This is a genomic window from Paenibacillus sp. J22P165 (assembly GCF_059692015.1).
Map to the genome: position 1 here is coordinate 12522 of NZ_JCAUAP010000016.1, position 21137 is coordinate 33658.

At 41.9% G+C, this 21137-nt stretch carries 14 protein-coding genes; all 14 read left to right on the top strand.

What is annotated here, in order from left to right; translation table 11 throughout:
* Positions 1-91: 91 nt before the first annotated feature.
* The 14 genes from AC58QM_RS30395 (at position 92) to AC58QM_RS30460 (ending at position 21048) form a co-directional block, all read left to right on the top strand.
* Positions 92-880, top strand: a complete 789-nt coding sequence (locus AC58QM_RS30395) for a WecB/TagA/CpsF family glycosyltransferase (protein WP_310501089.1) — start codon at positions 92-94, stop codon at positions 878-880.
* A 138-nt stretch (positions 881-1018) separates the two neighbouring features.
* Entirely contained in the window at positions 1019-2128 is a 1110-nt protein-coding gene (locus AC58QM_RS30400) for a glycosyltransferase family 4 protein (protein WP_173117249.1), read from the top strand.
* A 268-nt stretch (positions 2129-2396) separates the two neighbouring features.
* Positions 2397-6350: an S-layer homology domain-containing protein gene (locus tag AC58QM_RS30405; protein ID WP_497288505.1), complete on the top strand. Its 3954-nt coding sequence runs from the start codon at positions 2397-2399 to the stop codon at positions 6348-6350.
* Between the two features lie 687 nt (positions 6351-7037).
* Positions 7038-10088 carry an S-layer homology domain-containing protein gene (locus tag AC58QM_RS30410; protein WP_497288506.1) on the top strand — a complete coding sequence of 1017 codons (3051 nt, stop codon included), beginning with the start codon at positions 7038-7040 and terminating at the stop codon, positions 10086-10088.
* 129 nt (positions 10089-10217) lie between these two features.
* The gene (locus AC58QM_RS30415; protein WP_497288507.1) at positions 10218-10751 is read left to right on the top strand and encodes a hypothetical protein; all 534 of its coding nucleotides are present in this window, start codon (positions 10218-10220) and stop codon (positions 10749-10751) included.
* A gap of 149 nt (positions 10752-10900) precedes the next feature.
* The gene (locus tag AC58QM_RS30420; RefSeq protein ID WP_497288508.1) at positions 10901-11170 is read left to right on the top strand and encodes an alpha/beta-type small acid-soluble spore protein; all 270 of its coding nucleotides are present in this window, start codon (positions 10901-10903) and stop codon (positions 11168-11170) included.
* A gap of 287 nt (positions 11171-11457) precedes the next feature.
* The gene (gene metK / locus AC58QM_RS30425) at positions 11458-12672 is read left to right on the top strand and encodes a methionine adenosyltransferase (protein WP_497288509.1); all 1215 of its coding nucleotides are present in this window, start codon (positions 11458-11460) and stop codon (positions 12670-12672) included.
* A gap of 184 nt (positions 12673-12856) precedes the next feature.
* Entirely contained in the window at positions 12857-13114 is a 258-nt protein-coding gene (locus AC58QM_RS30430; protein WP_497288510.1) for a hypothetical protein, read from the top strand.
* 216 nt (positions 13115-13330) lie between these two features.
* Positions 13331-15934, top strand: coding sequence for a stalk domain-containing protein (locus tag AC58QM_RS30435; RefSeq protein ID WP_497288511.1), 2604 nt, complete (start codon positions 13331-13333; stop codon positions 15932-15934).
* Positions 15935-16031: 97 nt separating this feature from the next.
* Positions 16032-17219, top strand: coding sequence for a sensor histidine kinase (locus AC58QM_RS30440; protein ID WP_497288512.1), 1188 nt, complete (start codon positions 16032-16034; stop codon positions 17217-17219).
* Positions 17197-17922, top strand: coding sequence for a response regulator (locus AC58QM_RS30445; RefSeq protein ID WP_310501079.1), 726 nt, complete (start codon positions 17197-17199; stop codon positions 17920-17922). Before AC58QM_RS30440 ends, AC58QM_RS30445 begins: the two co-directional genes overlap by 23 nt.
* 82 nt (positions 17923-18004) lie before the next feature.
* Positions 18005-18400, top strand: coding sequence for a hypothetical protein (locus AC58QM_RS30450; RefSeq protein WP_497288513.1), 396 nt, complete (start codon positions 18005-18007; stop codon positions 18398-18400).
* 48 nt (positions 18401-18448) lie between these two features.
* Positions 18449-20296: an ATP-dependent helicase ComFA gene (locus AC58QM_RS30455; RefSeq protein ID WP_497288514.1), complete on the top strand. Its 1848-nt coding sequence runs from the start codon at positions 18449-18451 to the stop codon at positions 20294-20296.
* Positions 20297-20598: 302 nt separating this feature from the next.
* Entirely contained in the window at positions 20599-21048 is a 450-nt protein-coding gene (locus AC58QM_RS30460; protein ID WP_497288515.1) for a ComF family protein, read from the top strand.
* Positions 21049-21137 lie beyond the last annotated feature (89 nt).

Sequence of the window (21137 nt, forward strand, 5' to 3'; positions counted from 1 at the left end):
GCTATAATGGGCATTTTCCGTTTTCTAGCCACATTCCACCAACTAGCAACCAAATTGCAACCTATAACGTCAATAATAAGGAAGAGATATCATGAGCTCGACTTCTGTTACAAATCAGCCAGCAGCGCTGGCTTCACTACAGGCCGTACCGAAAGTGCGAATCTACGGTGTGCCTATTTCCAAAATGAGCATGAAACAAACCGTAGATTACTTATCGAAGGTTATAGAGGTAAAGCAGCCGCATCAGGTCATTACCGCTAATCCTATTATGGTTATGGCCGCGCAGGATGACCCTTCCTATCTGAAGATGATGCAGCAAGCAGAGCTAATCGTTCCTGATGGAACGGGTGTCGTGTGGGCTGCCGCTCGCGTCGGCCAACCAGTCGCAGAAAGAGTGCCCGGCTACGATCTAATTCATGAACTTATGAAGGTTGGGGAAAAGAAAGATTGGAAGGTTTACCTTCTTGGTGCTTCTAATGAAGTGATTCAAGCTGCGGCGGACAAAATTCGCTCCACATACCCGAAGGTCAAGCTTGTTGGCGTTCGTGATGGGTACTTCGGTGATGCTGAGGATGCTCAAGTGATTCAAGCTATTAAAGAGGCTGCGCCAGATCTGCTTCTGGTTGGTAGGGCTGCAGCTAATCAAGAGCCTTGGATCGGAAAATACAAACAACAACTGGGTGTGCCGGTGATGATGGGAGTCGGCGGAAGTTTCGATGTGCTTTCGGGCAAGCTAAAACGAGCACCCGTAATTTTTCAAAAATTACGTTTAGAATGGTTCTACCGCCTGCTTCAGGAGCCTTGGCGCTATAAGAGAATGCTTCTACTCCCGAAATTCGCAGTGAAAGTGATGCGCGACAAAGAGAACGTCACAAAATGATGAAAATATCTTTGGAAATTGGCTGAAAACGGTCATTTCAGATGAATTTAGCAGTAGTATTTGTGACGGAATGGGAGTATAATTCATTTCGGCGGTCCCTAGCCTGCCACCCATGACAAGAGGAGCTGTGAAGAAGACATGTATGGATTATATGCGATAGGGTTTATTGCTGCGTGCGTTATGGCGTTGTTGCTGACACCCCTGGTCAAAAAATTTGCCTTCTGGGTAGGAGCTGTTGATGCCCCCAACCATCGGAAGGTTCATACGCGAATTATGCCGCGTCTAGGAGGATTAGCGATATTCCTTGCGTTCGTCGGAGCTTATTTCGTCGTCTCTCCAGCACTTGATGCCGTGAATTCGGATGCTGCTTTTGGACTTCTGCTCGGAGGCTTTGTGATTGTTGTCACAGGTGCTCTCGATGATCGCTTTCAACTATCACCGAAATGGAAGCTTTTAGGACAGCTTATTGCTGCCTGTATCGTTGTTTCCTTTGGTCTTAAGATAGATTTGGTTAACATCCCTTTCGGAGAAACGAATTTGCCTATCGGCTGGTTGAGTATCCCGATTACAATATTATGGATTGTCGGTGTATCGAACGCGATTAACTTGATCGATGGTCTTGATGGCTTATCAGCAGGTGTTTCCGGTATCGCCACAACAACGATTCTCATTCTTGCCCTAATGATGGGTAATGTGACTGTAATTCTTCTTTGTGTGATTTTGCTAGGAAGTATTTCAGGCTTCATGTTCTTTAACTTCCATCCGGCTAAAATTTTTATGGGCGACTCCGGCGCCTTGTTCCTGGGCTTCGCCCTTGCAACACTTTCGATTCTCGGCTTTAAGCAAGCGGCCGTCGTTTCACTCTTAATTCCGATTATGATTCTAGGTGTGCCCTTATCTGATACGTTCTTCGCCATGCTTCGTCGTTATGTGAATAAACTGCCCATCTCGGCGCCAGACAAAAGCCACTTGCATCACTGCTTATTGCAAATGGGCTTCAGCCATCGTACAAGCGTTCTGATCATCTATGGAATTGCTGCTATATTCGGTGGTAGCGCGGTTGTGTGCTCGGTATTCATTTCCCAAGATTCTACGTGGGGACTTATCATGATCATTGTAGCACTGTTCCTCGTGATGCTTGTCGGAGCAGAAGCGATTGGTATTATTAGCAAAAGCCGTAAGCCTGTGATCAACTTCTTGCAAAAGTTAGTTGGTAAACAAGTGCAGAGTGATCGTGTAGGTAAATAATATTATTTAATTCATTTGACCCAGCCCTTGCGGCTGGGTTTTTCTTGTTTTTCAGGAAAAATTTATCAGTTGTTATTCTTTCTCTAAACATTTGGGCTAAATCTACCGATAAGTAATGTACAGTAACTTTTGTCGGTCAGCCGCGTCTAATTTTGTGGAATGATAGAAGAATATGGGAGGGATTGTCGAAAGTTAGAAGTACATAGAGTTATAAGGATAAGCCTAACTGATGATAACAACATTTTTATAACATAAGGAGGAACTTGTTTTGAAAAAAATTCATACGAAATGGGCAAGTATCGTATTAATCATGACTTTAATGATTAGTTTAATGCCTGCGATGACTGCGAGCGCAGCTTCGACGCTTGTTATTAAAAATCTTTACACCGAGACGGATAATGCCGGCACATCATTAGCCAAGCCAAAGGATAACAACTTGGTTACACGTATCACGCAACTACCTTTTACATTAAATGTAGAAACAACAAATGTGACTGATTCACAGATTCCATCCATCTATTTCGAAATTACGAATATTAACTCAGGTGCTGTGACAACAGAAAAGAATAATAAAGCAGTTATTACTGGAACGAATCTTGTGAAATTCGATAATATCCAGTTAGCAGAAGGCTTAAATAAAGTTGTCGTTTATCTGGGCGATTCTAATGCAATTGCTTCTGCACCAGGTTGGTTATATTATGCGCCAACGACCAATTTATCCGATATCACGGTCAATAACGCTCAACTGGAAGAAGGAAAGATTTATCCGATTGATCGTGGTCCTCTGAAAGCAGGGACAACCGGTATTCAAATTAAAACAAAAGCTTCCAACGCTAGTGCTGTTCAAGCTACATTAACAGGCGATAGTCTGCCTAAACAAGGCTTCAAAAGTAATGATGGTTATTTCTATTTCACTGGGGATGACAAGAATAGATCGTCTTCAACGTGTGCATCTGTTACCAGCTTCTGTTTGAATCCAGGTGACAACATCATTAGCTTTATCGCAAGTAACGATACGAATAAATATCAAGCTGTTAAGAAACTTTGGTACGATAACGGTCAGCCGTTTGCTTTTAATGGGAAAATACAGGATACAGCAGCGACATTACCTCAAAAAGACTTAATTACGATTCCAACATTCCAAACTAGTGCATTGACTTTTACAGCTAGTGTGAAAAGCGATTTGGAAACAGCAACGTCATTACGATACCCCTTTGTAGATGTCCTACTTAATGGCTCTACAATTGTAACATTTGATTTAGGCGGAGCTGACGTACCAACGACAACAGTATCAGGAGTTACCTACTCTGCAGCTACTAACAATTCATTGACTCGTAGCAATGAATATTTGGTGAAAGATTTAAAAATTCAAATACCTACAATTACTTCTGTTGCCGCAAATGAGCAACTTCTAACATTTAAATTTAGGGATGTTACCAACAGCCTAAACCCAGCTATCACTGAATATAAATTTAAATATGTAGATCCGAATCATCCATACATTGATAGATCAACCATAAGTAATGGTACAATTGAAAATGAACTTAGCCTAACCGATGCAACACTAGTAAACGAGCTTCCTGCAGACATTCATGTATACGCAAATAACAAAACACTTTCAATCAAGGCTTTGGTTGACGGCGTTTATTACCCTAATTCAAATCCAATTGTAGGGACATTGGACGCCGCAACCCAGTTAATCAAGTATGATCTTAAACTTCAAGGTATAACTGATGGCAACAAGAAATTAAGCATTGAACTCTATAGTGACGCTGGTGGATTAACGAGGTATAGCACAGTTGATTATAAGTTAAACATAAGCAACGCTCCCTATGTGCTAGTTAATAATATTTCTAACAGCATGACGATTAAGAGCATTACCAATTTAACATGCGGAGGTACACAAGCATGTATTTCAGGTAGACTTGTTAATTTCTATCAAGATCCAGCAAAAGTTAATAAAGTGGAAGTGTCTATGAATGAAACTGTATATACTCTTGATTCTGGAACAGCAGAGGCTATATTCGGTAAAGTGCCTCCAGTACCAGAAACTCCTACAACTCCAGCGGTTCCAGGGACATTAAACACCTTCACGTTACCTTTAAATTTATTTAATGCTGATCTGACAAAGGTTATGGTTGAAGGCAAAAATACGTTAAAGTTCAAAATTTACGTCAATAACGTATTTATTACGGAACAGTCGTATGACATCTATTTATTCTCAACAGATGCTCCTCAATTTACAACTATTAAACCAGTGGAAAATGGTACATCAGGCACTCAATTTATTGCGAACAGCGATCCTGATACTTACACAACTACACAGCGTACTGTATCATTTGACGGTTTATATTCTAGTTTAAATGCTAATGGATTAGCATCTCCAATTAAAGCTTTAACCTTGGTTGTGCATACGAAAGATGCCAAAGGAGATGCGTTAGTTCATCAGCAAACGATTGGTAGTTCCAGCTCAATTGCTGTAATTGACGAAACGTTAAACTCAAAAATAGTGACTTCAGCTGGCATCAATTATTTCACATCAATTAGCGATACAAATTTTAAAACAACAGCTTTTAAATTGCTAGATGACTCAGATGTTGTATTTGAGTTTAGAATCACTAATAATTCCAATATTACAGCAACGAAGTCTATTACGATTACAAGGCAGAACGTTCCTTACACAGTTGTTCAACCTCTATTGATCAAGAACCCTAAAGGGGAGTTACAATCTAACATCAATAGTGATTTTTATAACATCATTATTGAAGCTGAGAATGCAGATAGTGTTCTCTTCGATAAAAATGTAGCAACCAAACGTACAGTGAATTCCGTGGATCAATATTTATATCAAGTAACTAATTTGAAGCCTGGCGCAAATCAAATTAAATTTACTATTAATCGTAATGGCACTAAAGTAAATGGTAGTTTCATTCTCTTCAATACCAATACCAATGTTCAGGGTGCAGCTACGCTTCAAAATATGAGTAGTAAGTTTAAACTCTTTAATAGTGGACTAGAGCTATCTTTCCCTAAAGACACTAAGTTAATGAGAAATGTACCAGATAGCAACAACAATCAGTATATTACAACAGGTCGGAAGATCTTGTTTGGTATTGCAGATACAGATGATGGACGAGTAGATAAAGCATTGTTTCCTGTACCGAATGGTTATTATAAATCCAAAATCAGTGTCAAAGTTGTAGAAGATACCTTCCATCCAGCAAGTAATCTCTACTATATGGATGCAGGTTTCATTCCAGCTCCGAATACAACTACAACAACACCTGATGATTTAACTAAGGGTCTTAACGGCACTGGTGTAGATCCGTATGACACTACGAACTCAGGAAGAGCTTATTTTAACCGTCTAAATGATGAGCTCGTTGTACCTACACAAGATGGGGAATTAACACTGGCGTTTGATCCATCTATTCGTCAAGATGCTGGAAAGTACATCACTGTATTCTTCTATGATATTTATGCGAATTACTCCAATACGACTGACTATGGCTGGAGGAATCTAGGAGGCGTCGTTGATACCAAAAACAACACGATCACAGTGCCATTCCGTAAGTTCGGCTACTATCAAGTTATGTATATGGATCGCAGCTTTGATGATATGACTGGGCACTCATTTGCAAGAAATGAGCTGGAGACACTGTATTCCAAAGGTTTAATGAGAGCGAAGACTACGTTCTCCTTTGGCCCAAATGATTACATTACACGTGGAGAGTTTGCTCAAGTATTGGTTAAGATCTTTAAACTTCCATTGAACTACGCGGGTAGCTCTACATTCTCGGATGTTCTCAAAATTGATAACGCGATAGGTATGCTGTACGACTATAAGTATGTAGAGACAGCCGCGAGAGCGGGTATCATTCGTGGACAAGCCAGCAACCGATTTAACCCAGGCGGATCTATTACGCGTCAAGACGCTGCTGTCATGATCGCTAGGGCGGCTGAAATGAAAATGAGCACTGATCTTAATAAATCCCTACTTACACTGCAAAAAGCATTTACGGATGGCGACAGAATTGAGTCCTATTCCAGACCTGCTGTTGAAGCTGTGTCTAAAGCGGGACTGATCGAAGGTATCCCGAATGCTTTGCTTCCTGGAGAGAAGAAAGAAACAGTACGTTTCGATCCAACTGAGTTGCTTACACGTGCACAAGCTTCCATAATCGGATACCGTGTAATGAAGCAGCAGAAGATGGTTCCTTAATAAGTAGCTTCGTTATGCTCTTAATTCTCAGGGTTGATGCTCAAATTAATGAAAAAGAGACTTAGCGCCGAAAAGGCAATGAGTCTCTTTTTCTATATTCAAGGAGCTTCTATAGTTGAAATTCAGCAACCTTTAAGCTGATCTTAAGTTTCAAATTTGTTTCAGTACATATCTCTTTTACAAATATAAATTAAACTTGGTAGATACACCTACAACAAGTAAGATGCAGAGCTAGTCATACATCTGGAAAATACTTAACAATGAAATGTTGTATAGAGTATCGTATACTAAGTTTGTAGCCGAGGTGATAGACGCGAAGCTACACAAGAGATGAAGAGATTATAAGTCTTAAATGGTTTTTACAACAGAATACTTTGAACTAGGAGGAATCATTGTTGTAAAAGTGAAAAAGAAAAATGATGAATTTAAATTTTTTTAAAAGTATATCGCAACTTTTTTGAAACTGCTGCGTTTAATACTTTGAAACACCCAATGAAAGAAAAGTTATACATTGGATAATTCATCGAAAATAGTTCTTTACGATCCAGAGTGATCAATGTATAATGTAAATTGGTCTAGGTTCCTATTTATTTCATTACAGTTTACTAGTTTCAAATGTGGCCTGAGAGCTGCAAGCGAACCTTAGTTATATTATGCTCTAACTCTGGAGAGGGGGTGAACAATAAGATGAGTAAATCGAGCTGGAATAAAGAACAAACAAACTTAAAAAATAAAACTCACGATATTCAAGGAGGAGAAAAAAAGGTTATGAAAAAAAGTTTAAAAGTAATCGCAACAGCAACACTAGCATTCTCCATGTTTGCATCGGTAGCAATGGCTGCTGAAACAACTCCAACGGCTGTAACTACACAAGCAACAGTTAAAACTTCCAAAGACTTTAAAGATCTTGAAGGTAAAGATGCAGCGTTGCTTGCTAAAATCGATGCATTGCTTGCGAAAGGTTTCATGGATGGTAAATCCGAAACTGCATTCGACATCGAAGGTAACATGACTCGTGCAGAAGCAGCTAAGCTTGTTGCAAAAATCTTCGGTCTAACAGTTGGTACTGAAACAACTTCTTCTTTCAAAGATGTTGATGGAACTGATGCTTCCCAAGCATGGGCAATTCCTTTCATCGAAGCAGCTAAAAAAGCTGGCATTATCGATGGAATGACTGACACTACATTTGCTCCAAAAGACAACGTAACATTGGGTCAACTTGCTACATTGCTTGTTAAAGGCTTCAAAAAAGGTGCAGACGTTAAAACAACTACTCCTTGGTACCAAGGTTACCTAGATGTTGCTAAAGCTAACGGAGTTGACTTAGGTACTGATGGTGCTAAAGCTGCAACTCGTGCTGATCTTGTTGTAGGTTCATACGCTGCTGACGTAGCATTTAGTGCACAAGGTAAAGTATCCTTGACTGAAGCTAAAGCTACTGGCGTTAAGACAGTAGAAGTTAAGTTCAACAAAGTGGTTGACACAGCTAAAGCAACACTTTCGGTTAAAAAAGGAAGTATTGCTGTTGCTACAACTGCAAAATTTGCTGATGATAAGAAATCTGCAGTACTAACTTTGACGGATGTTAAAGTTTCTGAAGGTACTTACACAGTGACTCTTGGTGGTCTTGATGCAGCTGCAATTGAGAAAGCATCCACAGACTTCTCAGCTGTTAATGAAAAAGTAGCTAAAATCGAATTTGTAAATGTTAATGACACATTAGCAATGAGCGACAAATCCATTGTTAGAATCAAAGCAACTAACCAATACGGTGAAAATGCTTCGTTCTCATCTGGCTCTTATACATTATATGCTGGTAAAACAGGTAGCGAAGGTACGCTTAAAAAGAATGATGCTGGTGAGTTGTTATTAACTCTTGATTTGTCCACTGGTTACCAAACAAACATTGATGTTGTTCCGGTGAACATCGTTCAAACTGATTCTGGTGTATCTGCTTCCAAGAATTTCAAAGTAGGGACTATTCCTTTTATCACTAAGATGGAACTTGGCGCAGCTAAATACTCCAATGGCTCTACTTCTATAAATGGGACTGGAGAAGTAGTTACGTATGACGTTATTAATTACGATCAATACGGCAACATTCTTGGTTATGACCCAGCTGTTGATAACAAAACAAATATTCGCTTGATCTTCAACAGTTATGAGCCAAGTCTTGATTATGAAGTAGGTGACTTCAACAACGATGATATCACTGAAGTTAAGATTGTAATGTTGAAAAATGTTGATAAAGCAGGAGAATATACTTTCACAGTATATAATCAAGCTGGTTCATCAACTGGTAAAGTAAATGTGAAGTCTGCTAAAGTTGCAACAAAAGTAGAGATTGGTGATTTGGATAACGTTATTGCAGCTGGTGATACAGATGCATATATTCCATTAAATGTTTATGATGCTAATGGCGTTGCACTTAGCGCAGATGATGTGGTTAGTGCTCAAAACCTTGGTCGCGTCCATGTGAGTTCATCCACTGGTACTGCAAACATCGTTGAATCTGGGGAAAATAAAGGTAAAGTCTATATTGCAAACATTCCTAATACTGCTAGAACAGTAGTTTCTGTAACAGCGTATATTGCTGAACCAAATGTTAGCAGCAACGCTACAAAAACTTATACTGTTTCTGATGCACGTGTACCAGAGCGTTTTAATGTAGTAACTGATTCTGCTAAGAAAATTGTACTTGGTGCTACAAGTGCATTCGAAATCAGTGTATTTGATCAATATGGCAAAAAACTTGAGGCATTCAAGACTGTAAATCAAAATGGTTCTGTTGATCCAGCTGGTAGTTCATATAGAGTAGAAGTAACTTCTAATACACTTGGTGGAGCTCTTATCAGCGGATTGCCAAATGGAACTAATGTTGTTACTGCGTTTGATGATGAGCATAGCTTCACATATGCTACAAAAACTGCTGATGGTGCTTTCGCAGAATTTACTGCAAAAATCATTAAAACTACTGGAGTAAAAGAGTCGGAAATCAGCTCTATTACACGTAAAATTGAAGCAATCAGTAACACTGCAGATTTGACTTACTCTGTAAACCCTGTTGTAGATCTTTTCAATGCAATTGATAATGCATCAGTACTTGCTGCAACTTATGGAGACGGAACTCTTGGAGTTGGTATAGCTCCAGCTGCGACGACTGGTCAAGAAGTTGCTAACACAAGTAAATTTGCAAGAGAAATCAAAATTGCTGCTACTGATGCAGCCGGCAATAAAGTAGCAATTCCTGCATCAATTCAATCCGTAACGACAACTAACCCAGCATTTGCTCAAGTTGCTGTTGTTAGCAACAAAGGATATGTAATTGGTAACAAGGTTGGTACAGCTTCTCTAAATGTTACTTATTTGGATAACAAAAACGTTCAAAAAGTAGCTACGGTAAATGTGAATGTTAAAGGTGATGCTATCTCTGTTTCAGGAATCAAAGCTGAGAAATCTTATGATTTGACTGGTGCACTTACTGGTTTGAATGCTTTTAACATCATGAAGCTAAAAGTTACTGATAACTATGGAATCACTTATGAGAACAATGGTACTGATAAGAATGATGCGAAAATGTATAACTACCTGTTGGGTGTAACATTCAGCGTATCCGGAGTACCTGCTGGTCAAACAGTTTCTATCGACCAATTTGGTAACTTCAGTGGTACGGCTACAAGCTTTGATCTAACTGCAACTTCTGCAAGTGGCAAATCTGTAACAACTGCTGTTAAGTAATAATTACTAGTGAAAGACCCCTTCTGGGGTCTTTTTTTATAGAAAGCATAACCAAACAAGAAATCTAAAAAATTGACCCGAAAGGGTCTGTTTTTGATTCATATTAGAATACAAACTGGAGGTTATTTTTTGAAAAATAAATTATTACACTGCTTAATCGCTATTTTGGTTTTAGTTATAATGATTGTACCCACCTCCCAAGCCGAAGCCCCATCACCAGGCACAACCGACCCTCTAATCACCCAAAGCTACTTCGAACAAAACACCTTAAGCGAAGCCAAGGTGAAGGAGATCGTGGCCTCCGCGATCGCAGCGAATGCTGGCGGGAGCAACGGAGGCGGTGGCACTACCCCGGCGGCAGCAGCGAGCATGAAGGTTGTCCAATTGGAAAATGGACAAACCTTGTACGCAGGCGCTGGCACGGAGTTTATCGTGCGAACCGGCAGGGTGCTGGCCGTGAGCAACGATGAGAACGGCATCCCGGATGTAACGGGAGGCAAGGATTTGGCAGCGGGGACGGAAGTCGCGCTGAATCATCTTTTGATTTTCCCGACAGAGGGCCGAGGTATAAAGTCATCGCCGAAGAATACGGCGGACATTTTTGTCATGGTGCGCGGAAGCTATTTGATTTTGAATGCAGATGGTAGTAAGGTGACGCAATAAATGTCTACTCCATAATTTTACCCAAACTGACAACTTCTTATGCGTGTTGGCTTTGGGATTCTAGCCATACTAATCATTGTACTCAGTAGAGAAAAGCAACTACTTACCGCGTGCATGATCACACTTAAACTCTGAGGAGGCGTTTGGTTATGGCTAGAAGTAAAGTGGTACCTGAATCGAAAAAGGCATTGGATATTCTAAAGTATGAGATTGCAGCAGAATTAGGCTTGCCAGTAGGCAAGCATATGTCAGCGCTCAATGCGGATACGGAGTTTGCGTCAGAATTAGGCTCTATACAAGCAACTCCCATGAGAAAAGAATCCTGGGGGCATATCACATCCCGAGATAACGGAGCCGTTGGCGGACGTATTACACAGCGTCTGATTCAACGAGCCGAAGAAACGCTCTTCAGTCTCTAAGAAATACGCATTTATTTCCTTTATAAAGATTGCTGTGATGAATTGACACTAGACGACAAATGAAGTAAGATAATTTATTGAAGGTCAATCTTTCATTTAACCTTTTCCAATCGGAAAAGGTTCATTTTTTTTGCGGAATTCAATTATCTTTACAGCGCATGAGCGCAAAAGAGGGATTCCGTTTGGCGTGAAAAGCTGCCGCTAAAGCCGGGCCCGATTTTTTATTATAGAGGCATCGAGTAGAAGCTTTTCAAACATACTAAATGTACTGTAGGAGGATGAATAATATGGCTCAAGTTCGTGGACGTCGTTTATTTACATCCGAATCCGTAACAGAAGGTCATCCAGATAAAATTTGTGACCAAATTTCTGACTCGGTTTTGGATGCATTTCTTGCTAATGATCCGAATGCTCGTGTAGCATGTGAGGTTTCTGTAGCAACTGGTTTGGTTTTGGTAATTGGTGAAATCACTTCAAAGTCTGAATATGTAGATATTCAAGCGATTGCTAGACAAACAATTAAAGACATTGGTTACACACGCGCGAAATACGGTTTCGATTCCCAAACATGTGCGGTTCTCGTTTCTTTGAACGAGCAATCTCCTGATATTGCACAAGGTGTAGACAGAGCCCTTGAAGCAAGAGAAGGTTCCATGTCTGACGAAGAAATTGAAGCAATTGGTGCTGGTGACCAAGGCTTGATGTTCGGTTTCGCAGTTAATGAGACACCTGAGCTTATGCCTCTTCCGATCTCAATTTCTCACCAATTGGCTCGTCGTTTAACAGAAGTTCGTAAGAATGGCACTCTTCCATACCTTCGTCCGGATGGTAAAACGCAAGTAACTGTTGAATACATTGATGATAAACCAGTTCGTGTAGATGCGATTGTTGTTTCCACTCAGCATGATGAGAACACGACTTTGGAGCAAATCCAAAAAGATATTAAAGAGCATGTTATTGCTCCAATCGTTCCAGCACACTTGTTGGATGAGAATACAAACTACTTCATTAACCCAACAGGCCGTTTCGTTATCGGTGGACCTCAAGGGGATGCTGGTTTGACTGGTCGTAAAATTATCGTTGATACGTACGGCGGTTATGCTCGTCATGGCGGCGGCGCATTCTCCGGTAAAGATCCAACGAAAGTTGACCGTTCCGGTGCTTACGCGGCGCGTTATGTTGCGAAAAACATCGTAGCTGCTGGCCTTGCTGAGAAATGTGAAGTTCAATTGGCTTACGCCATTGGTGTTGCTCGTCCGGTTTCCATCGCGGTGGATACGTTCGGTACAGCTAAAGTTAGTGAAGAGAAGCTTGTTGAGCTGATTCACTCTAACTTTGACCTTCGCCCAGCGGGAATCATTAAAGAACTTGATCTTCGTCGTCCTATCTACCGTCAAACAGCGGCTTACGGTCACTTCGGTCGTAATGATCTAGATGTTCCTTGGGAGCGTACAGATAAAGCAGAGACTTTGAAAGCACAAGCGTTAGAGCTTAAGCATTAATATAGAGAAGCCGTCCTTCGGGGCGGTTTTTTATTTATTTTTAAATTTACAAATGTGAATATTTACTTTACAAATGTAATTTTTATGGTATTATATGTATATGTCATCTGATGCTAATTCATAGGGAATTATGTTATGATAACTACTAGATATGTTCTGTTTTATGAGAGGAAGGGAGAGCGATATGTTGGATAACGATTTGAAAGACGCACTTACCGCTATACTTAGGGCAGAATTATCACCAGTTCTTGTGAGGCTAGATGGAATTGACACTCGTCTTGATAAACTTGAATTCGAACAGTCCCAAATTAAACAAGCTGTCCTAGAAACGAATGAGATCGTGAAACGATTGGAAAATGTTCAAGAACAACAACATAGAATTATTGAGCTACTCTCAGCGCGTTCGATTGAACAAGAGGCCAAGCTTAAAAAGATTATATAAAATCATTGTATAGCATCTCAAGCAGAGAGCAGACCCGATGGGTAGTGCTCTTTTTTAGTTTATTTTTCCTTTTATTGGCTTATTTGAGTGCGTTTCCTGACATATGAATACAACATGGAGAATATCGTAACTTTTTCCATAGTTTAAGAGTCTATATAGTTATCGTCTAAATGATAGACATGGAAGAATTAGATCAAAGAGGAGTGGAATGGCAACGTGAAGGTACAGAGGCAAGTAGGAATAGCTGCATTGGCTTGCGCTATGGTGTGGCAGCTGGTTTCGGGAACTACGGTGAACGCGGCGGGCACGAAGCTGACGTTGAGCTCGCAGGAGACGATTACATCAGGCGCAATTATGAAGAACTATGTATGGACAACAACACGAAGTAATAAAGAAGTATCGGTGAATGCTAATGTGATCGAGGTTGATTTGACGAACCCGAACGTAAAGATAGACGCAATGGCAGGAACAAAGAACCAGTTCACTAAGAATCAGAGCGTCCTTGGCATGGTAAAGGATACGGGAGCAGTAGCTGGGGTAAATGGTGATTTCTACAATACGCAGGCAGAGGGAGTACCTGAGGGAGCGCAGATCACAAATGGACAAGTGATGGCGACGCCAGCTAAGATTTCGGGACTTTATTCTTTTGCTATTACGAAGACGAATCAGCCGATTATTGATATTTTTGATTTTCAAGGTACGGTTACGGCTAAGGATGGTACATCCTTCGAGCTTGGTGGCGTGAATAAGACGTTCTACTGGGATGATAACGATGTTCCCTTGATTGCAGATGGCCTATTCCTTTATACAAGCGCTTGGGCGATGACACAGCGTGCTGTGGACGGTACACATGTACCTACGGAGGCACTTATCCAGAATGATATCGTCAAGGAGATTCAAATTGATACGAATGTAAAAATGGTTGCTCCTGCAGATGGTTATATCCTAAGAGGCTCTGGATTGGCTAGAGAATTTATTGTGAAACATCTCAAGGTTGGAGACAAAGTTACGACGAAATATGACATGGTTCCACACGATGCTTCCAAGACATATGATTGGAAAAACTTTAAAATGCTCATCGGCGGCAGCACATTGCTAGTAGATGAGGCGAAGCCGAGTTATTTTACGCGGAATATTAATGATTTTAACGGATATAGTCCAGTTTCACGTACAGCTGTGGGTTACTCAAAGGATTTGAAGAAGGCTTATATAATAACAGCGGATCGTAGCGGTAATAGTGCGGGAATGACACTTCCAGAATTGCAGCAATTCATGATTGATGCAGGTGTTTGGAGGGGTATGGTGCTTGACGGCGGAGGTTCAACACAGATGGTATCTAGGCCGTTAGGCGATGTGGATCCGAAGCTAGTGAACAAAACGCAAAATGGCAATCAACGTGCCGTAGCGAATGGATTAGGTGTGTATACGACAGCACCGAAAGGTGAGTTGAAAGGTCTTATTTTACAAGGACAATCTTTATTATTTATGAATGAATCCAGCACTTATCAATTTAAAGCTTATGATGATTACTATAATCCAATAGCAGTTACAGGTATTGTTCCACAGTGGAGCAGTACGGTTGCAAATGGTTCTTTTAAAGATAATGTCTATACACCAACGGTACCAGGGAAAACGCAAATTGTTGCTAAATCGGGTAAAGGATCAGCGACCATGGATGTCGAGGTTGTCGGGCGTGATCAGATCACATCAATGGCCTTCAGCTCAGGGTCATTCTCCTTGACGGAGGGGGGCGATTTCAAGCTTCCGATAACCGTTACAACACGAAGTGGAGCAACACGAGACCTACCCGCGGCATCAGCTACTTGGGAGCTTAGCGGAGTCAAGGGGACGATTACCAACGGCATTTTGCATGTAGATAGTACGGCTGGGGCACAAACGGCTCAAGTTATCGCGAAATACGATGGGTATAGTACAATGGTTACTTTGCCAGTCGGGCAGGAGAAGGTTTGGTATGATCTTGATAAGTTCGCGGTAATGACGACAGGTGATAAATATCCGGCAGAGGTTGTTTCTACGGTAAATATTACACAAAACAACGGGAACAAGAACTTGGAAATCGCCTATGATTTCTCAAAGGGACAAGGCACAAAAGCAGCATATGCGAAGTTTAATAACGGAAATGGTGCGCCTATTGAGGGTCAACCAGAATTTATTACGGCGAAAGTCCTGGGTGATGGCAGCTTCAATTGGGTTCGTGCTGAAGTCATAGATGCTGACGGTAAATTGAACTATGTGAGTTTTACGGAGAATATGAACTGGACAGGCTGGCGTAAGGTGACAGCAGATGTATCAGATCTGAAAGCTCCCCTTTTAGTCAAAAGTATCTATGTCGCAAATCCGGCCAACGGACAGGATGAAAGAGCTACTAAAGGGAAAATTAATATTGACGATATTTCTTTTATTTATAAAGGACAACTACCAGCTCTTCCGAAGAATGCAATTAAACTTACAGTAAACAAAAAGCAAGCAACGCTGAATAGTAAACCAATGACATTAGAGCAAGCACCGACAATTGTAAAAGATAATACCTTGGTTCCGCTTCGCTTCGTTACTGAGGCACTGGGTGGTACAGTGAAGTGGGATGACAAAGAACGTAAGGTAACCGTCATACGTGGAGATAAACTAATTGACCTATGGATTGATCAAGCTGATCTTATTGTCAATGGCGGTCGAATCACGGCTGAGGTGGCACCGGCGATCATGAATAATGTGACTATGGTCCCATTACGACTGATTTCGGAGCGATTAGGCTTCAAAGTAGGCTGGGATCCCCAGAATTATGGAATTTCTATTGAATAAATAGTACTAGAAGTACACGGCAAATAGGAAAAACTATGCTACAATATGGGGTAGACAACTTACTACTATATAGTTTTTTAAAAGGAGCTCGTTTCATGTGCAACCAGACGCTATAGACCAGGTCATAACCAACGCCATTAACGTCATGGAAAGCAGCAAGTATCAATTATTTGAAATTGCTGAGTCATCACGCTTAGAGAAAGAGTCGCTTGCTCGTGAGCTGAATGACATTAAGCATGAGACGGGTGTCACGATTGATCTCGTGGATATGTTAGAAAAAGAATACAAGAGGTCGCGGATCCGGCTCACGGAAGTTAGCCGTGATTTCAACAAGTATCGAGAAGAAGATATCAAGATTGCTTATGAGGCCGCTATCGCTTTTCAATTACAGTTAACTGTTGCACGGGAAAAAGAGAATAATCTTAAAGACCGACGCAATGACCTGCAGGTTCGCATGAAAAATGTGGACAAGCAAGTAGAACGTGCTGAGACGATCGTCTCACAGATGAATGTGGCATTGGAATATTTATCAGGAGATCTCAATCAGTTAACACGAATAATTGAGTCTGCTAAGAATCGACAACTACTTGGGCTGAAGATTATTTTGGCTCAGGAGGAAGAACGCAAACGAATCGCACGAGAAATTCATGATGGCATGGCCCAAACGTTGGCGAACGTCGTGCTTAGGACCGAAATTGCCCATCGCATGCTCTTGAAGGAGGATATTTCGGCAGTTAAGGATGAGTTAGTCGATTTAAAGGGGCAAGTCAGAAATGGCCTTGAGGAGGTTCGGAAGATTATCTTCAACCTCCGGCCAATGGCGCTCGATGATTTAGGGATTGTACCTACATTACGGAAATATGTGCAGGACTTCGAAGATAAATATCGAATCCACACACAATTCAACTTGGTTGGGAAAGAGGCACGTATACCATCAGGGTTAGAAGTTGCTATTTTCCGATTGGTGCAGGAAGCTTTATCAAATGTATACAAACATGCCAAAGCAACCTTCTTGTCTGTAGAACTCACGTTAGAACATGATCAAGTACAAATCTACGTTGTAGATAACGGAATTGGTTTTGATGTGAAGCTAACAGAAATAAGAATAGCCAAGGGAAATAACTTCGGGTTACTGGGAATGCGAGAGCGTGTAGAGCTACTAGAAGGCACGATGGTACTTGAGTCTGAGAAAGATTCAGGAACAAAAATTACGATGCTCATCCCTATCGGCGGCGTTGGAGAGAACAAGGAGGATAATCAGAATGGACAACACGGGGAGTCATAAACGCAATGTGCATATTGTCATTGCAGACGATCATCAGCTATTTCGTGAAGGTGTTAAAAGAATCATAAATATGGAAGATGATATGGAAGTTATCGGTGAGTGTGGCGATGGGATCCAAGTCATTGAACTATGTAATCAAATCACGCCAGATATTGTTCTGATGGACATTAATATGCCCCTTGAGAACGGTGTTATCGCGACAGAACGCTTGAAACTGATCTTTCCTGATATTAAGGTCATCATTCTCTCTATTCATGATGATGAGAGCTATGTGTTTGAAACGCTGCGTAAAGGGGCTTCAGGTTACTTACTGAAGGATATGGAAGCGGAGTCGCTAATCAACGCGATTCGTTCGGTTGTTGCAGGACATGCCTACATTCATCCAAAGGTAACAGGTAAGCTTATTAATCAACTTCGACGTATGACATACTTGGATGACGCTGGTGTGGTTGGGACAGGCACTGGAGTTAAGGATTCCGCACTGAAATACATACATAATACGAATAGCCCATTAACCAAAAGGGAAGCAGAAGTGCTTCGTCTAATGGCCGAAGGTAAAAGCAATAAATTGATTGGCGAATTTTTGTACATTAGTGAGAAAACGGTGAAAAACCACGTAAGTAGTATTCTTCAGAAAATGGAAGTTGATGACCGTACACAAGCGGTAATTATTGCTATCAAAAATGGTTGGGTAACACTGTAATTTCCCGACTGTTTCATTTCTGTGCCTAAAGGAACCCCCCTTTGCTCTGCCGCATACACTGCAGGTAAGGGAGGGACCCGCTATGTGGATTGGATTGCTTTGTATCTTCGGTTGCTATGGCTTCAGTATTGTTGTGCTTCATCTCTTAATGGGTACCCGTAAAGGGACGAAGAAGAAACCGGCCACTATTTTACTTGTTACCAAAAATAATCAAAATCAGATTGAGTGGGTAATTCGCTCGTTATTTTTCTTTTCGCGTGTAAAGGGCAACCACGTCAAGGCAACGATTATTGATGAGGGTTCGTCGGATGATACGAGAGAGATCATTGAGCGTTTATCCCAGACTTATGCGTTAGAGCTGCGTTTTCAGTCTGAGTATGATGCTGTTGATCGTTTTCTAAGTCAGCATGACGAAGATCCGGTAGTACTCGTTCATCTTAGCAATAGGGAGGATCTCGTTAAAATCCCTGTAATCTGATGGTAAACGCTTTCAAATGAGGAAGTTAAGAAGAGAGTACGGTGAGGTATGAAGGTTCAAATCTATGCCGTTCGCAAGAGAAATGTATGGGAATGGCAATTTACAATACACGCCCAAACAGATATCCAATATTGGTTCGAGCATTACGCAGCCGACGCCGGCATCGTATTGTTCGAACCTTTTATTTCATTAGGGCAAGGGATTCGACTGCTCAAGGAGTTGCGAAAGAAGTCAATTGAAATCGCTTCTAAGCCTCCTAATGAGAGTCAGTTACTTGCAATGGTTAGGCGGGAAGCTGCGACGCTCGGCATGGTGACACAGGATTACTCTTCGGAAATGATTGACTACGCGTCATGGCGTGACGCACGTGTTCCTAAAGTTAAGTTGCTACCAGGCGTATATGTTAGACTCGTTGAAGCCTGCAGAGGGCGTTCTTTGTTAGTAGATGAAGTTCAGCAGTTAATTGAGGCTTCTGATGCTGAATTAATGGGGCTAGAGAATTCGTGGCCAACCTATATGCAACTAGCTTATCTCAATGGGGATGTGACGCTCACAGATGGCTTACTTCTTCATGAAAAACGTAATTGGCGAAGGTGGTTTAAGAAAGCTTCGCATTACGCATGTAAACGCTGCGGTAGCGGGGAAGCAAGGATGTTCTGGTCACCTTGCTTGGATTGTGGACAAGACTGTCCCTATTGTGAGGAGTGTCTCACGATGGGCAGGGTCCGTTCCTGTTCTTTGCTTGTTCTAGGAGGCTCAGGTGATGCTGCTTCTTTTGCAAAGGCTGAGCAAGATCTACAAGCCTACATAACGCCTTGGGGACTCAGCGATGCCCAAACTCATGCTTCCCTTGAGGGACTGAGCTACATTCAAGGGAAGCAACCTGATGGCCCAGGAAAGTTCCTCATCTGGGCTGTTACGGGAGCCGGGAAGACCGAAATGATCTTCCCGTTCATACATTACACCGCCGCACGTGGCGGGCGTGTCCTTATTGCTACACCACGCAAAGACGTGGTGTTAGAGCTAGAACCGCGCATCCAGCGGGCGTTCGCTGCATACAGCGTGGTCACGCTGTATGGAGGAAGCGAGCAGCGCTGGGAGCAAGGGCAAATCACGATCGCAACAACGCACCAGTTGTTGCGATTCCATCAAGCTTTTGACCTCGTTATCATCGATGAAATTGATGCTTTCCCGTACCACAATAACCCCATGCTTAGCTATGCTGCAGACAAAGTATGTAAACCTAGGGGGACGAATATTCTGCTGTCGGCGACACCCCCAACAAGAGTTCGGCAAGCCGCCGAACGCGGCCGGCTACCCCATGTGCGGGTGCCTGTACGTTTTCATAAACATCCCCTGCCAGTTCCGCTATTAACGACGACTCCTACACTAAGAAAGTCCATCGCTGCACAATCCATTCCACTATCCATTCAATCTCGATTAAAAATTTCCATTGAACGTGGAGCGCAAGTCTTTATTTTTGTCCCGAATATCCAGCTCGTTGAGCCGATGGTAGCGTTATTGAGAACAAAGTTAAAAGGTGATGCGGCAGTTCGTGTAGAGGGCACCTCTTCCAAAGATATATCGCGTACCGAGAAAGTGCAGCTTTTCCGCAATCGGGAGATTCGTATACTGGTTACTACGACCATTCTTGAAAGAGGTGTAACCGTGCCTCAGTCGGATGTTTTTATTTTAGATGCAGACTCGAAGTTATTTGATGAAGCAGCACTTGTTCAAATGGCAGGACGGGCTGGAAGGTCGAAGGATGACCCACATGGAAAGGTGTATTTGTTTGCTGCCGAAATAACCAAATCACAGAAAGAAGCCGTGAGGCAGATTCGAACGATGAATCGCATTGCTCGCAAACAGGGCTTTTTACAAGGAGGCAAGGGATGAACCCATGGTGGAGACAGATAGGGGACGCGTTATTTTCGCTATTAGGGCCTAAGCGGGAAGAGTGTCTATTATGCAAACAGAAGACCAATCTGGAAAGAGATGAGTTAGGGTTGTGTCACGTCTGTTACGCCCGAATTCCGTGGATTCGTAAGGTTGTTTGTTCAGCTTGTGGAAGGGGCGAATACTGTCCCGATTGTCGTCGAAAACCTCACACCCATTTCACTAGAAGCCGAAGTGCTGTTCGATATGATGAGATCATGAAAGAGCTTTTGGCTAGATATAAGTATCGAGGAGATGAGCGCTTGAAGACTGTGTTTGGTCAGATGTTGGTCCATTCGTTTCAGTTGATCCAGCTGGAGAGGGGAGCGATTGGGCAGGTGCGCGAGTTCATTACCTATGTTCCCGTTAGTGATCGCCGTATGCAAGAACGTGGCTTCAATCAGGCGGAACAGATGGCTAGTGAGTTAGGGCGAAGAGTAGGTATCCCGGTCATAAGTTTGCTCAATCGTTCTAAGCACACAGATAAGCAAAGCTTTAAGAACCGCAGTGAGAGGATTGACGATCTAGCGGATGTTTTTGAATTGGATGTCAAAGGTCAACGTGAAATTGGAGAAGTGGGTGAGTCGACCATAATTATATATATCGTGGACGATGTATATACAACAGGAAGTACGATGAATCAATGCGCGATGGCGTTAAGGGAGATTGTGTCGATTCCAGTCGAAATTTATGGACTTACTTGGGCAAGGTGATGCGGGAAGGTATTGTTTATTATGAAAATAGTATTAGGCAAAAGCTGTCGAATTGCGGTAAACTGGAATTAATAAGTGGGAACTGGGAA